This window comes from Acinetobacter sp. ANC_7635, assembly GCF_056779945.1.
Genome location: NZ_JBWYIS010000006.1, coordinates 1 through 13922, shown reverse-complemented (window position 1 = coordinate 13922; position 13922 = coordinate 1). Strand labels below are relative to the sequence as shown.

Annotated in this window: 17 protein-coding genes; 2 read left to right on the top strand and 15 right to left on the bottom strand. The window is 41.7% G+C overall.

All coding sequences use genetic code 11. From position 1 onward, the window contains the following. Window positions 1–3 precede the first annotated feature (3 nt). The 9 genes from AC1M89_RS08250 to AC1M89_RS08210 all read right to left on the bottom strand — a co-directional run bounded on the left by AC1M89_RS08250 (window position 4) and on the right by AC1M89_RS08210 (window position 7349). Window positions 4–336: a non-heme iron oxygenase ferredoxin subunit gene (locus AC1M89_RS08250; protein WP_092766730.1), complete on the bottom strand. Its 333-nt coding sequence runs from the start codon at window positions 334–336 to the stop codon at window positions 4–6. Further along, complete coding sequence (locus tag AC1M89_RS08245) at window positions 333–1103, bottom strand: SDR family oxidoreductase (protein WP_092766729.1); 771 nt, start codon at window positions 1101–1103, stop codon at window positions 333–335. The genes AC1M89_RS08250 and AC1M89_RS08245 overlap by 4 nt, the downstream gene beginning before the upstream one ends. Further along, window positions 1100–1624, bottom strand: coding sequence for a flavin reductase family protein (locus AC1M89_RS08240; protein WP_092766728.1), 525 nt, complete (start codon window positions 1622–1624; stop codon window positions 1100–1102). Before AC1M89_RS08240 ends, AC1M89_RS08245 begins: the two co-directional genes overlap by 4 nt. Beyond that, window positions 1611–2882, bottom strand: coding sequence for a styrene monooxygenase/indole monooxygenase family protein (locus AC1M89_RS08235; protein WP_481591578.1), 1272 nt, complete (start codon window positions 2880–2882; stop codon window positions 1611–1613). Before AC1M89_RS08235 ends, AC1M89_RS08240 begins: the two co-directional genes overlap by 14 nt. 34 nt (window positions 2883–2916) lie before the next feature. Next, entirely contained in the window at window positions 2917–3393 is a 477-nt protein-coding gene (locus AC1M89_RS08230; protein ID WP_481587616.1) for a nuclear transport factor 2 family protein, read from the bottom strand. Between the two features lie 13 nt (window positions 3394–3406). Next, entirely contained in the window at window positions 3407–3760 is a 354-nt protein-coding gene (locus AC1M89_RS08225) for a hypothetical protein (protein ID WP_481587617.1), read from the bottom strand. Window positions 3761–3771: 11 nt separating this feature from the next. Next, on the bottom strand, window positions 3772–4974 hold the full coding sequence (locus tag AC1M89_RS08220) for an aromatic ring-hydroxylating oxygenase subunit alpha (RefSeq protein ID WP_481587618.1): 1203 nt from the start codon (window positions 4972–4974) through the stop codon (window positions 3772–3774). A 110-nt stretch (window positions 4975–5084) separates the two neighbouring features. After that, window positions 5085–6419 carry an acetamidase/formamidase family protein gene (locus tag AC1M89_RS08215; protein ID WP_225530670.1) on the bottom strand — a complete coding sequence of 445 codons (1335 nt, stop codon included), beginning with the start codon at window positions 6417–6419 and terminating at the stop codon, window positions 5085–5087. A 45-nt stretch (window positions 6420–6464) separates the two neighbouring features. Continuing rightward, window positions 6465–7349 carry a SphA family protein gene (locus tag AC1M89_RS08210; RefSeq protein WP_481591579.1) on the bottom strand — a complete coding sequence of 295 codons (885 nt, stop codon included), beginning with the start codon at window positions 7347–7349 and terminating at the stop codon, window positions 6465–6467. A 332-nt stretch (window positions 7350–7681) separates the two neighbouring features. On the opposite strand from AC1M89_RS08210, the gene AC1M89_RS08205 reads away from it, so the two are divergent. Continuing rightward, window positions 7682–8155 (top strand): nucleotide triphosphate diphosphatase NUDT15, encoded by a 474-nt coding sequence (locus AC1M89_RS08205; protein ID WP_481591580.1) that lies wholly within the window; start codon window positions 7682–7684, stop codon window positions 8153–8155. Window positions 8156–8177: 22 nt separating this feature from the next. Here AC1M89_RS08205 and AC1M89_RS08200 read toward each other — a convergent pair whose 3' ends face one another. The 5 genes from AC1M89_RS08200 to AC1M89_RS08180 form a co-directional block, all read right to left on the bottom strand. Next, the gene (locus tag AC1M89_RS08200) at window positions 8178–8714 is read right to left on the bottom strand and encodes a GNAT family N-acetyltransferase (RefSeq protein WP_481591581.1); all 537 of its coding nucleotides are present in this window, start codon (window positions 8712–8714) and stop codon (window positions 8178–8180) included. 243 nt (window positions 8715–8957) lie between these two features. Next, on the bottom strand, window positions 8958–10658 hold the full coding sequence (gene ureC / locus AC1M89_RS08195) for an urease subunit alpha (protein ID WP_481591582.1): 1701 nt from the start codon (window positions 10656–10658) through the stop codon (window positions 8958–8960). Window positions 10659–10670: 12 nt separating this feature from the next. After that, the gene (locus tag AC1M89_RS08190; RefSeq protein ID WP_035270651.1) at window positions 10671–10979 is read right to left on the bottom strand and encodes an urease subunit beta; all 309 of its coding nucleotides are present in this window, start codon (window positions 10977–10979) and stop codon (window positions 10671–10673) included. Between the two features lie 22 nt (window positions 10980–11001). Next, on the bottom strand, window positions 11002–11304 hold the full coding sequence (ureA, locus tag AC1M89_RS08185) for an urease subunit gamma (RefSeq protein WP_035270654.1): 303 nt from the start codon (window positions 11302–11304) through the stop codon (window positions 11002–11004). A 96-nt stretch (window positions 11305–11400) separates the two neighbouring features. Continuing rightward, a complete protein-coding gene (locus AC1M89_RS08180; RefSeq protein ID WP_481591583.1) occupies window positions 11401–12276 on the bottom strand; it encodes an urease accessory protein UreD in 876 nt (291 codons plus the stop codon). A gap of 235 nt (window positions 12277–12511) precedes the next feature. On the opposite strand from AC1M89_RS08180, the gene AC1M89_RS08175 reads away from it, so the two are divergent. Continuing rightward, a complete protein-coding gene (locus AC1M89_RS08175) occupies window positions 12512–13447 on the top strand; it encodes an LpxL/LpxP family acyltransferase (RefSeq protein WP_092766717.1) in 936 nt (311 codons plus the stop codon). 22 nt (window positions 13448–13469) lie between these two features. On the opposite strand, the gene AC1M89_RS08170 is transcribed toward AC1M89_RS08175, so the two are convergent. Next, the coding region (locus AC1M89_RS08170; RefSeq protein WP_481608987.1) for a hypothetical protein at window positions 13470–13922 on the bottom strand (453 nt) is incomplete at its 5' end.

Here is a 13922-nt window from a genome sequence, read left to right as displayed (position 1 = left end):
GCATCACTCCACCAAATAAACATTATTGTCACGTACAATCGATTGATAGGTTTTCAGTGGAATCGTACAAGGTGCACCACATGGTTCACCGGTTTTGATATTAAATGCACCCGCATGAAATGGGCACTCCACTTCACAGCCATCAATCTCACCATCTGCCAATGATGCATCACCATGTGTACACGTATCATCGGTGACATAGAACTCGCCATCTTCTAAGTGAAACACTGCCAATGGAGGATAACCGTCAATAATGATTTGTAGTCCCTCACCCTGTTCCACATCAGAGGTTGAACACAAAAATTTCTCAGCAACATTGGTCATTTTAATGTTCATTGAGTTAACTCCTCTATCGGTGAATCTGTGGCTTCAGGACCTAGAATGTGATAACCACCATCGGCATGAATCACACTGCCTGTAAGTAATTTTGCTTTCGGGCTACACAATAAACTTAATGCTTGTGCGACTTCCTCTGCATCCGCAATACGTCCTAACACATGGAAACGTCCTGCCACTCGATCAGTTTTGGCGCGGTCTCCGCCGGAAATCATTTGCATTGGGACGGACCAAGTCCAACCTAATGAGAGTGCATGTACACGAATACCATCTTGTGCTAGATCCAGTGCCATGCTTTGTGTGAGTTGCTCTAAAGTTGCTTTAGATGCTGGATAGACCCAGCGTTCTTTTTGTGCAATACGTGCACTGACACTGCTGATATTAATTACGGCACCATCAGTACTTTTTTTCAAAAGTGGTCGACATGCTTGTACTAACGCTGCGTGACCAAATACCGTGACATTGAACGTGTTTTGCCAATCTTGACGTGTAGATTCAGATCCATGATCTTCATACAAACACGCTAGGTTAACCAAGACGTCTAACTGAGTGAGTTTTCCACTTAATGTGCGAATACTGTCATCATTAGCGAGATCTAGAAATTCGTACTGAGCTTGGGTTGATTGTGCAACTTGCTGTCCTTGAGTTTGATTAATATCAGCAACAATGACCTGTGCACCTAAGCCTTTCAACTCTTGGACTACGGCTTGACCAATATGTGTCGCACCACCTGTCACCAAGACGACTTTTCCATCTAAGTCTGTCATGAAACCTCCTTGTACTCAGGCCATTCATTAAATTGTCCCTTGCAAAACAGCAGAGGTCGTTGATTACTGTGGCGACATTGCTCAATTTTACCGAGGAAGATTTGATGATCACCCGCTTCAATTTGTTGAGCTCTTTTGCAAATAAATTGCACGACACATCCTTCTAAAACAGGTGCTTTCGAACCTTGAATTTTCCACGTACCATACTGAAATTTGTCCGCAATCGGCTTAGCGAAGTTTAAGCCTACTTCCTGCTGATGTGCACCTAAAATATTAATGGCGAAGTATTCAGCATTTTCAAAAATAGATCGGCTTGGAGAATGATTGACTAAACTCCATAACACCAATGCAGGATCTAAAGACACTGAACTAAAGGAATTAATCGTCAACCCTACAGGTTGTTGATCTTGGTCTAGGCAAGTGACGATCGCCACTCCTGTCGCAAAGCCACCAAATGCCTGACGGAGCGATTTCGCTTCCGCCAGATCAACATCCTGCCAAAGTAATTCAGGCAGCTGCATGTTGAAACTCCTTTCGTGACAAGTATTCTTTTGCCCCAGCTTCACCATCTACCGCTGGCCAGAAACCACATGGATTGTTGAAATGCCCCATAAAATCATCTGCAATCGCTTGGTTTTGCGATGCTGCGCCTAACACTTGCAATAAGCTTTCACTTGGTGGGTTTAACAGCAAGTTGGTAAATTCTGTGGTATAACGACCTGACTTTTCCCAGAATTGCTCGAATACTTCTGTCATCCAATCTGCACTAAAGTCTTCATCACCTCGTGCTAAAATCGCAGCTAAATAATGCTCCACCATACGAGTTGCATTGTTTGCGCCTTGTCCTGCGATTGGATCATTTACAATGACAGTGTCTCCAATCCCCCAAATTTTTGCACCGTTATCTAAGGTTGCAACAGGATCTCGAACTTCAGGGCGGAATGCACCTTTGAGCCATGCATTTGGATCACTTAATTCCATATTATCGACCATACGGAAGCTTTGATCTGGTGTTACTTTGGCAACCGCTTCTTTCATGCGTTGGACCATTTCTTCGCCAGATGTCACATCATCGAAGATATCCATTGGACCATTCGGTACACATTCAAATAAGAAACTACGACATGGACCATGCGTGTGACTGTAGAATGGCATACTGAAGTATTCACCTGCACCTGCCACGAAGTTGAAATGTAAGGTCTGTGAGGGTTGACCTTGCCAACTATTTGGACCACACAAATCATCACCTACGACGAGTGCAGCAGCCAATTTACGTGGCGGTGTTTGATGCACTGAACGTGTTTCATTACGTTTGAATAGGCTCGTGATATTGCCCTTACCTGCCGCCAAAATCGTCAGATCATTTTCAGCAGTGATTACTTCCAAATCTTCTGGACTGACATTTTGAATGATGAGCTTGCCACCACGGCGTGGATATTCTTCTAACCAACGGTGATACTTGGTTCGCTGATCCATCGCGATACCTTTGTTCTGATGCAAGAATCCTGTAAGTGGCAATGCAATTGAACCATCTGGACCACGGAAATCTACATGAATGGCTTGACCATGATGGGCTTTACCATCCCAGAAATTCAAACCAAGTTTGCGTTCAAACTCTAATGTATTGGCGAAGAACATCGTGGTACTGACCATACGACCGTGTAACAATTCATCCGCAGGGCGATCTACATATAAAGTGACATCATATTTATTTTCGAGTAGCGAGAACGCCAGTAATAAGCCTGCTTGTCCACCACCGATAATTGCGATTTTTCTCATCTTGAATTCCCCTTAGGCCGTACTGATACAGTGCCTATATTGCTGTGTTCGGATAAGGTTGATTGAAGGTCAGATTCAGTTCGACACGATCAAATTTCCATTCACCCCATTGATTCCGACGTACTTCCGTTTTATAAAAACCACCTAAACAACAGGTTGTTGGTTGGTTTTGTTGTGTTGATGAATCTGCCAGATTACAGACTTCCCAAAGCATCCATGACGCGTTTGCATGATTTTGATCAATGACTTCAATATCTGGCATCGCCATGATATGTAAGCTCCAAAGCACTTGTGCTTCTGCAATCTCTGACAATGCATTCAAGATATTTTGGCGTCCTTGATATTCTCCAAAACCATTTGCACACCATATGGCATCCTCATGAAATACATGCTGTAAAATGGCTGAATTGTTGCGCTGATCAGCCGCTGTTGCATAACGACCGATCAGGCTACGAATCGCCTCGCAGGTCTCCAGATAGTGCAAACGCTGTTCTAGATTGTGCTGGCTCATCTTCGAGATCCTTTTAAACGTTAACTACATCACCAGTTTCATAAACGAAACGCTTTTCTTCAAAGGCGTATGGCACACCTACTGAACCTTTATAAAGTTCAATATGTGGAGCAACTTCGGCAAAACTCAGGCTTAACCAGTACAACTTGTGCAGCTCTTCAGGCAAGGTACCTAAAGCGTATTGGTCAAGTGCTGCAAGGAGCTTGCGCATTTCAGGCAAAATAGCATCGTAAAAAGCTTGCAATTCAGCTGTAGTCGAATTTAAGCGTGCTGCATGACGTTGTTTCGATGTCCCTAAAGCCCATTTCGCGACATAAGGTTCTAAGCTTGAAAAGTCAGCTGGCAATTGTGAAATGATGTTTGACATGTGCATTCTCCTTATGCGCGATTCAGGTATTGTTCAAGAACGTGGTAACCGTGACGAATCAGGATTTCTTCGTCTTGTAGATGCATCACTTTTTTCGCTCGAGACTCAAGTGCTTCTTGGGTATCTTCCATGGTGGCAGTATCTTCTAACCACGCATTACGTTGTAATACTTGTGCAAACTCTTGCGCCCAACGCTCTGAATAGGTTTTCGCTTTAGGCAGGTAATAGCGACCCTCCCAACGGGTTTGGTTATGACCGACCGGCCAGAACTGATGGGTGAACCATACACCTTCAGTCACATGCACCAAGATATTCGGGAAAATGACAGATAATTCAAACGAGAAGTCATCACGATCATTTGGATTGACTGATTTAGGTAGCTGAACACGTTCATAGTGATTCACCAATGATGCGCCAGTGATCTCACCTGACAATGCAGCCGCTGGTTTTGGATTGGCGTTTTTGGTTAAGCACACAGCGCAAGTACGATGATCACCAAACAATTGCACTTCTTGTAAACCTGATGCGAATACATTCGGGAAAGAGCCTGCATGAATGGTCGCCACGTGATACGCTTCAGCAAATGCGTCATGAGCGACTTTCCAGTTACAGTTCAGAACTGTGTTATAGGCAAAGCATTCTTCCATTTCATGGAATGGATAACCGCCTAAATGCTGTCCCATACCACCTAAGAATTCTTCTACCGATTGAGTGCCATCATTATCCAAATTGATGAAAATAAAACCTTCCCAAACTTGGGTACGAATAGGTGCAAGACCGTTATGACCTTTATCAAAACAAGAAGTGAATTTTTCTTCTTCAGGTACACTAACCAAATCACCTTTAGCATCGTAAACCCAGCCATGGAAACGGCAAGTCACGACTGCAGCTTTATTTGAACCAAAAGTTTCATTGCCAGTCTCCACCACAACTTTATTGCCACGGTGTGAACAAATATTATGAAACCCACGAATTTCACCATCTTTACCGTGCATTAAAATGACTGAGGTTTTAGCAAAATCTAAGCGTTTAACTTTGTAGTCGCCTTTCTTTGGTATTTCTTCTACACGCCCCACTTTCAGCCAAACTTTTGAGAAAACTTTTTCAATTTCCTCTTGATAGATCTCTGGCGAAATACATGGTTCGGTTGGAATCGGCTCAATACCAAGTTCTGGATATAAATCGCCCCAACGGAGTTTTGCATTACTGTTCATATGACATTCCTGTTCAAGTTCTCGTTTCTAAGTTTTAAGTTCAGTAAATTTCATGCTTATTTGCGAACAGCGTTTGAATCATCTGAATCAACCGCCGTTCACGTGATGAATTAAAGTTGGTAATGTTCGCGAACTAAGTTTGCGATCCCCAATTTTTCTAAAATTGGCATTGGGCATAAGAAGGTTGCACGTACCATTCCTGGTAAACGGCTGATTTCGATAGAGCCTGTGATGGTGCAACGGTTCATAACCTCATCCACACTTAAACCTGTGACTTTTGCCGCTCGATTTAAAGCATTGTCCGTTGCATCATTGAGGTTCTTACCTGTTCCCATAAATGTGATTGGACCACTTTCCTCAATCTCAGTTTGTCCCCAACGCGCACCTAATGCTTTCACTTTTTCACGCTCTTCCTTGGTAAATGGACGTGCCATTGGTGGTAAGTCATCTGGTGCTTGAAGTAAAATTGGGCCGTCAATTGTTAAACCTTTAATCACTTCCACTTGTAATTCTGTTTCGCCTGAAACGTCCGTGGCATGCCCTGCAATTTCACCATTGCCTTGTTGCGCATGCATATCTCCCATGTAGACACCTGCACCTGGTACTTTCACAGGACAAATCAAAATACAGCCTGGACGAATCGAATTGGTATCCATGTGACCGTCTGTTTTGGCTGCGATAAGTTCTTCTTCAGTCATTCCGAATTTATGCGGTGCATCAATCAAATACTGACCAAAGTCGTGGCAGTTGTGAGAGTCTGGTAAGTCACGTGAAGGTGTCGTACCAATATTTCCGAGGAATGGACGCATATGCGCAGCAACCCCAGGCATATCAGCACGTGCAAGCGACAAGATTGAATGTTGCGCTGCATGTTCAGGCAGTGCAGAAAGCTCATTGGCATTGCCTGCTAACTTGTTGGCAATCTCTTGATTGACCGTCAAGCTCACTTTGTTTTCTTCATCCAACACAATCACATAACCATGTGAAAAGCGAAAAGCACTGACTTCTGCCCCACAGTTTTTACAGTGAATCGCATCTTCACCAATTCCTTCTACATAACTTGCCGGTTGCTCTGTACCACATGCTTCACAGTATTTCGCAACAAACGGATCGCCTTTATAACGCCCTTCAACAAATTGCATCACACCCGATGAGGTTGCTGTAGAAGTGACATGCATATCCTTAATCTTTAAAGCGACAGCATCACCTACCTCTGCACCTTCAATAAAGACAGGGAGTGTCACTTCATGACCACCTTGGAATGCAGGTGTAATCATTGGACCCCAACAGCCAGGCGGTGTGCCTGTTTTTAACGTTCCACCATTTTTTAAAGGTCCCAGCATACGTTGGCTTGGTCCCACAATACCGCCTGAAAACTCATTCACCACTAAATAATCGACAGCTCCAGCACTGCCTGCTGCATATTCTTGATTCTCAATTTTCATGGCCTTACCTCTATATGCTTGCTCTAATGTTTGGGTAACAATGTTTTAAAATGGAATGGTGATATCAATTGCGAACTTCTGACCTTCTGGTCGGTTTTCAACATCAAATTCTTTTTGATATTTCGCTGCGATTGCATACCCTTTAGGGAATTGATAGCGAACCTGTGGTCCTACGCTGGCTGCTTTAGCTTTAAAATCACCTAAAACAGCACCTTCACCTGAGTCACCTTCAAGCTGACGATGTACGTAACCACCAACACCAACCGCCAAAGGTCCCATGTGTTTCGCGACTAAGTAATCGACATGCAAAGCATTACCCGACTCGTATTTGGTATCTTTATTCTCGAAATTGATGTCATACATCCACTTGGTACTGACTTCGATACCTTGTTTATTTAAGTATGTGGTCGAGATAATCGGTTGAATGGTGTAATAATTACGTCCAATATTTGCGAGTCTATTTTTGTTGTAAGAGCCAACTGGAATATAAAAGTCGACACCTGTCGCCACATGCCAATCCCCTTTATGCCAACCCAATAAGAATGGATCGATAATGAGATCACCCATTGCCATGTGATCATCTTGACGACCACCTAATGTAAGATCTGCATTGGCATATACAAGGAATGCATGCATGCCCCATGTCGCGCCTAAAAATGTTTTGTCACTGACATAGACACCACGAGCAACTGTGGCAAAAGTATCAATTTTAAAATCATCAAATACTGGATGATCATTTTTAAATTTATCTGCGTTGTAGTATTGGTTATAACTGACGAGATACATCCCAGGTGGCGGCATTGCTCCACCAAAAAAACTCTCTGTCCCATCTGGATAAGCACTTCCGCCATTTTCAGCGGCAAGCGCTAAACTTGCGCTACTGAAAAGACATGTGGTCAATGCCACAGAAGTTAGATATTTCCTTACCATTACCGCATCCCCCTCGTTGCTAAATTCCTTGCTGGCGATGTTCTAAATCGTCTAGCGCATGTCTTAATCTAGTCTTGAAAGGAGGCAGGGAAATATAAGGATGAATCTATGTTGAATTAAGGGATTATCTTGTAGAAATATTGATTTTTTCTCACCGGTATAGAGGTTTTAGAGAAATAAAATAGGTTTTCTTTACTATAGTGATAGGTAAAATCCCCTATAAATGTGAATGCTTTTTTATTTAAATTACATGTTTTGAAACATTTGAAAGTTAGCGTTGTCATATCGCTGTTGTACTTTGTAGAACACAGAGCAGCTAGATGTGCACAATCATGAATATTAAAAGTAACCCAATCATCGGCGTGGGCATCATGTTGATTGATCAACGTCAAAAAGTTCTATTGGGTTATAGAAACAAAAATGATGAACCTGCCTCATGGTGTTTTCCAGGTGGAAAAATGGATGCGCATGAATCAGTTGAGGATGCTGCAGTACGCGAATTGTTAGAGGAAACTGCTTTAGATCTGAGTCAATATATTGAGTCTATTCAACCCTTAAATACGATCATTGATCAAAATGCTGAGGCGGTGAAGATTACGTTCGGAACGATTTATCAACTTTTAGATGAACGTTTAAAAACTCAAATTTGCGTGACAGAACCTGAGATTTTTGAGCGTTGGGAATGGTTTAGCATTGATGAGCTTCCACAACCACTTTTTTCTGAAACTGAAGTCATGATTAGACATTGGCTCAAACAATTTCAAGATAAAAAATGGTCTGTATATTCCTTGTCTAAGAAAGATTAGTTTTAATAAATTAATTTCAAAATTATTTTATAAAGGTATCTTTATTTATTTCATATAAAATATGATTTTCAAGAATATGCCCTGTAGGTAATTCTGGATGCTTGAATTGCTTAACTTCGGTCATACCTAGCCTTTTCATAACTGCTTCTGAAGGCTTATTTGTCAAAGCTGTAAATGCAACTACTTTATTTAAATTAAGCTCTTCAAAAGCATATATCAATGCAGCTCTTGCACCTTCTGTTGCGTACCCCATTCCCCAATATCTTTTTAATAACCGCCATCCAATTTCAACACATGGAGAAAATTCGAATAACACTGGTTGATTGTGCAATCCAATAAAACCAATAAACTCACTAGTATCTTTCAACTCTACAGCCCAAAAGCCCCACCCGTTTCGTTCAATTAACTCATAAATTTTTTCCGCCATCTCAATACTCTGTTGTGGGGTCAAAACTTCATGAAAATATTTCATAACATCTGGATCTAAACCCATTTTTATAAAAGATGAGTAATCTGCTTCCTTCCATTGTCTTAATATTAGTCTCTCAGTTTCAATCATTAGAGTACCTCTATGAATCTATTAAATTTAATATTTTTTGTGCTTGGAAAACTTCTAATATCGATTAAATTTAAAATTTATATATTTTAATTCAGTGTTTAATTTCTTTTAGCAAACGCGTTTATTCCGCTGAAATTTTTATGTATTTAAAATAAATCGATGAATTCTATCTAATGATAAAGTCTTATTAATTACATAAGACTTTATCACCTATCACAGTAATTATCTTTTCTAGAGACAACTTTAAAACAAGAAATACCGCTGTGCCATCGGCAATACTTCCGCAGGCTCACAGGTTAGCAATTTCCCATCGGCTCGCACTTCATAAATTTCAGGATCAACCTCCATCACAGGACAGTAGGTATTCAGTTTCATATCTTTCTTCTGAATATCGCGTGTACCTTTACATGGACTGATCAACTTTTTCAGACCCAATTTTTCATGCACGCCTGCTTCAATCGCGACTTGTGACAAGAACGTAATACAGGTGTTATGCACACCGCGCGCATTTGCCCCAAACATCGGACGATAATGCACAGGCTGTGGTGTTGGAATCGAAGCGTTAATATCTCCCATCGGCGCAGCTGCAATCATGCCACCTTTAATAATCATCGACGGTTTTACCCCAAAAAATGCAGGCTTCCACAGTACCAAGTCAGCAAGTTTACCTACTTCCACCGAACCAATTTCATGGCTTAAACCATGCGTAATTGCAGGGTTAATTGTATATTTAGCGATATAACGTTTTACACGATTATTATCATGTGTCGCATTGTCACCCTCTAAAGGTCCACGCTGCACTTTCATTTTATGCGCGGTTTGCCACGTACGAATCACCACTTCACCGACACGCCCCATCGCTTGCGAGTCTGATGACATCATGGCAATGGCACCTAAGTCCTGCAAAATATCTTCTGCAGCAATGGTTTCACGGCGAATACGACTTTCCGCAAAAGCCACATCTTCAGAAATCGCAGGGTCTAAATGGTGACAAACCATCAGCATATCCAAATGCTCATCAATGGTATTGATGGTATAAGGACGAGTTGGATTGGTGGAAGATGGCAACACATTCGGCTGACCAATGGCTTTTAAAATATCAGGGGCATGTCCACCGCCTGCTCCTTCGGTATGGTAGGTGTGAATGGTACGATTTTTAAATGCAGCGAGGGTTTCTTCCAAGAAACCACTTTCATTTAAGGTATCGGTATGAATCGCCACTTGGACATCAAACTCATCGGCAACGGTCAGACACGTATCAATCGCTGCAGGGGTTGAACCCCAATCTTCATGTAGCTTTAAACCGACCACACCTGCACGAATTTGCTCACGAATTGGGTCGGGCTGACTTAGGTTTCCCTTACCGAGTAGACCAATATTCATCGGTAAATCATCTATGGCTTGAAGCATTGTCCCAATATGCCAAGGCCCCGGTGTCACTGTTGTTGCAGAAGTCCCTGCCGCAGGGCCTGTACCACCACCAATCATGGTGGTCACACCGGACATCAGTGCGGTTTCAACTTGCTGCGGGCAAATCCAATGAATATGCGTATCGACACCGCCTGCGGTGAGAATCTGTCCTTCACCAGCGATCACTTCCGTCGCTGCACCAAGTGGAATGGTGATATCGGGCTGAATATCTGGATTTCCCGCTTTCCCAATTTTCCAAATGCGACCGCTCTTTAAACCGACATCAGCTTTGACAATACCCCACCAATCCACAATCAGCGCATTGGTAATGACCGTATCCGCAACATCTTCAGCCAACAGTTGTGATTGTCCCATGCCATCACGAATCACTTTACCACCGCCAAACTTCACTTCCTCACCATAGGTAGTGAGGTCTTGCTCAACTTCAATAAACAGCTCAGTATCCGCGAGACGAACTCGATCACCTACCGTTGGACCAAACATTTCCGCATAAGCACGGCGTGACATTTTCATTATTATTTTCCCTTAATCCAACTTACCCATAACACGACCCGCAAAGCCATACACCTCACGCTTACCTGCGAGTGCAACAAGTTCAATATCTCGACTCTGTCCTGGCTCAAAACGCACCGCTGTACCTGCAGCAATATTCAGTCGATATCCTCGTGCCAACTCACGATCAAACTGCAACGCATCATTCGCTTCAGCAAAGTGATAATGTGACCCAACCTGAATCGGTCGATCCCCTGCATTTGCTACCGTCATTTTGAGCGTTGCCCGTCCGACATTCATTTCAATGTCTGTATCGGACGTAATGATTTCACCTGGAATCATATTTAATTTTTCCTCTCAGACATCACACAATCGGTTGATGTACAGTGACCAGTTTTGAACCATCAGGAAATGTCGCTTCCACTTGGACCTCTGCGATCATTTCAGCCACGCCTTCCATTACTTCATCCCGTTTTAGCAATGTTGTTCCAAAATGCATGAGGTCACTCACACTCATTCCATCACGTGCACCTTCTAATAGTGCGGCAGAAATATAAGCCACTGCTTCTGGATAATTCAGCTTTAAACCACGGGCCTTCCGTCTTTCCGCTACAAGCCCCGCAGTAAAAATCAGCATTTTGTCTTTTTCTGTAGGTGTTAGTTCCATAATGCTTTCCTCACTATCTTTAAATATTGATGCAAGATGTGTGCTCAAATATTTGTGTTAAAACAACTTAACTATGTTGCTATGACAAGAATAAATTTATGTGCGCCAAATTCTTGGGAACTCTTCATCAAGATCAAACCAATAACGACGAAGCTTTGCACGAATTGCAGCAAATGCATCATGACACTCACGTACATCATTTCCGAGATAACGTGCTGTCACGACGTAATCGAGTAACGTCAATGTGACGTTAATATTCATACGCATGATTAATTCACGAATTTGATCAATATGTTGATCAAGATAGAAATTTGACCGGTATTGTTCTGGAGGCACTGCCCAAAAACTGGCCATCACTGCATGAGCGTTCATCCCTAAACAAGACTTTAACCAACGATCATTGCCTTTAAAATTTAAACAGTCTGCAACCAATATTTTCTGATTTTGATAAAGCTGAAATTTATTTTGGTAAGCACCCTGTGAGAAAGTTTCATGTCGTGCTTGCCGTCCAATCACCAACATATCCCAACCGATAAAACTGGCAGCAGCGTCCAAATGTACGATTGTTTCTGAATTTGCATTCGCACCATTAAAGAGCATCGTCTCTTGAGGAAGCCATTCGAAAATCGCCTCATCTTGGACATGAATATGAATATGTTGAAATGCTTGTTTAAGATTGGTTTTGTACCACTTCCCTGCGCCAGGTGTGGTAACCAAAGCATGCGAATCCTGATCTATTTTTATTTCAAAGGTAAGATGATCTCCACCAGCAATTCCAGCAGGTGGATGAACAATAATGGCATGACATACTCCTGTTTTTTCAGGCCACAGCATCTTTTGCACGCGAACAGGTCCAAAGTGCTTACGATGCGCCAAAATTGTGCGATTTGAATCTTTGGTAAAACCTAACTCTAATTTAGCAAACCAATACTGTGCATTTTTGACTGGCTCATTGAACAATACTTGATTCATTCACGGTCATCTTCGTATTCATATCATTTTCAGTAAATGTTCTGCAAAAATTGCACCAAGTTTGCTCAAGCTAATTTTGGTTAAAGGTTTTTAGGCACTTAATGTTGTTATTGATGAGTAATTCATGTGAAAAATCTAAGAACGTTTTTCTAAAGAATCCGATTGTTGCCTTCGCCGAAAAAAAACAGTTCGTGCTAATATAGTGAATTACCTTAAATTGTTATCAAGTTTAAATATGAGTAAGCAGAAAAACTACCAACCGGGAGAGTTCCAGTGGTCTTTCTTAATGCCAAAATATTGGGGCATTTGGATTGGTATTATATTTCTGATGCTCCTTGCGATATTACCTTGGGCAATTCAGCATCGTTTAGCTTATCTGATGGGAAATGTAGCTTTCAAATACTTGCGTTCACGTCGTGAAACAACTTTAAGAAATTTAGAAGTCTGCTTTCCTGAATGGATGCCCGAACTTCGTTATGAAAATGCTCGCCAAGTCTTTATTGATCAAATGGTCGGTGTTTTTGAAACACTGAATGCTTGGTATTGTCCCAAATGGTTTAAAGATCGTGTAACGATTGAAGGTTTAGAACATATTCAACAAGCGCAAGCTGAAGGGCGTGGGGCTTTACTACTTGGTACACACTCTACCCTACTCGATGCAGGTGGATATGTCTGTGCCCAGTATTTTGATCCAGATGTCGTATATCGTCCGCAAAATAATCCATTGCTAGATATGCTGATTTACCGTTGTCGTGCCACGATTTATACCAATCAAATCGACCATGATGATATGCGTGGATTAATCCGTCATTTAAAAGAAGGACGACCTATTTGGTATAGTCCCGACCAAGATTTTGGTCTTAAACAAGGCGTTATGGCACCCTTTTTTGGTGTACCCGCAGCCACTGTAACTGCACATCGCCGTATATTAAAAATGACCAAAGCTGCCGCGATTCCACTTTACTTCTACCGTAAAGATGATATTACAAATCCGAAATATCATATTTTGATTGAACCTGCGTTAGACAATATGCCAAGTGAAGATGAAATTGCAGACGCGACACGAACAAATTTGATTATTGAAAATCAACTTCGTTTAGCACCAACCCAATATATGTGGTTCCACCGTAGATTTAAAACACGTCCGGAAGGTTTTGAAAAAATTTATTAAAAAAAGCGGCTGAGCCGCTTTTTTATTGTGTTTCTAATACATCTGAATTTTTATCAGTATCAGGCTTTTTCGCCTCTACCATCTTATAGCGGTTGATACGACCTAACTCATCTTTTAAAGTCATATGCTGCATGTCCAAGACATTTAATATCAGCTTTTCTGAAGTTTTATTTTGATTCTGATCTGTCCAATTTACATTGAACTCCGTACCTAAACGAGTCCATTGATTTGCATGAATTTCCCCGACAGCAACAGGGGTTATAAATTTTGGTACTTTTCCGTTGAGATCAATTTGAATCTCTTTTAAATCCACCCTTGGACATTGCTCAGCAAAACATTGATAGGCTGCTGGTTCAGGCGTTACTTTTTGAGCAAAAGACTGTGCTTTAGCTTCTTTAGCTTCTTTAGCTTCTTTAGCTTCTTTAGCTTCTTTAGCTTCTTTAGCTTCTTTAGCTTCTTTAGCTTCTTTAGCTTC

What these genes read in the sequence shown, in the direction of transcription:
- AC1M89_RS08230 (WP_481587616.1), bottom strand. Translation starts at nt 3,393, where the DNA reads ATGAGCCAGCACAATCTAGAACAGCGTTTGCACTATCTGGAGACCTGC.
- AC1M89_RS08245 (WP_092766729.1), bottom strand. Translation starts at nt 1,103, where the DNA reads ATGACAGACTTAGATGGAAAAGTCGTCTTGGTGACAGGTGGTGCGACA.
- AC1M89_RS08215 (WP_225530670.1), bottom strand. Translation starts at nt 6,419, where the DNA reads ATGAAAATTGAGAATCAAGAATATGCAGCAGGCAGTGCTGGAGCTGTC.
- AC1M89_RS08240 (WP_092766728.1), bottom strand. Translation starts at nt 1,624, where the DNA reads ATGCAGCTGCCTGAATTACTTTGGCAGGATGTTGATCTGGCGGAAGCG.
- AC1M89_RS08200 (WP_481591581.1), bottom strand. Translation starts at nt 8,714, where the DNA reads ATGATTGAAACTGAGAGACTAATATTAAGACAATGGAAGGAAGCAGAT.
- AC1M89_RS08250 (WP_092766730.1), bottom strand. Translation starts at nt 336, where the DNA reads ATGAACATTAAAATGACCAATGTTGCTGAGAAATTTTTGTGTTCAACC.
- ureA (WP_035270654.1), bottom strand. Translation starts at nt 11,304, where the DNA reads ATGGAACTAACACCTACAGAAAAAGACAAAATGCTGATTTTTACTGCG.
- AC1M89_RS08180 (WP_481591583.1), bottom strand. Translation starts at nt 12,276, where the DNA reads ATGAATCAAGTATTGTTCAATGAGCCAGTCAAAAATGCACAGTATTGG.
- AC1M89_RS08235 (WP_481591578.1), bottom strand. Translation starts at nt 2,882, where the DNA reads ATGAGAAAAATCGCAATTATCGGTGGTGGACAAGCAGGCTTATTACTG.
- AC1M89_RS08210 (WP_481591579.1), bottom strand. Translation starts at nt 7,349, where the DNA reads ATGGTAAGGAAATATCTAACTTCTGTGGCATTGACCACATGTCTTTTC.
- AC1M89_RS08220 (WP_481587618.1), bottom strand. Translation starts at nt 4,974, where the DNA reads ATGAACAGTAATGCAAAACTCCGTTGGGGCGATTTATATCCAGAACTT.
- AC1M89_RS08205 (WP_481591580.1), top strand. Translation starts at nt 7,682, where the DNA reads ATGAATATTAAAAGTAACCCAATCATCGGCGTGGGCATCATGTTGATT.
- AC1M89_RS08175 (WP_092766717.1), top strand. Translation starts at nt 12,512, where the DNA reads ATGAGTAAGCAGAAAAACTACCAACCGGGAGAGTTCCAGTGGTCTTTC.
- ureC (WP_481591582.1), bottom strand. Translation starts at nt 10,658, where the DNA reads ATGAAAATGTCACGCCGTGCTTATGCGGAAATGTTTGGTCCAACGGTA.
- AC1M89_RS08225 (WP_481587617.1), bottom strand. Translation starts at nt 3,760, where the DNA reads ATGTCAAACATCATTTCACAATTGCCAGCTGACTTTTCAAGCTTAGAA.
- AC1M89_RS08190 (WP_035270651.1), bottom strand. Translation starts at nt 10,979, where the DNA reads ATGATTCCAGGTGAAATCATTACGTCCGATACAGACATTGAAATGAAT.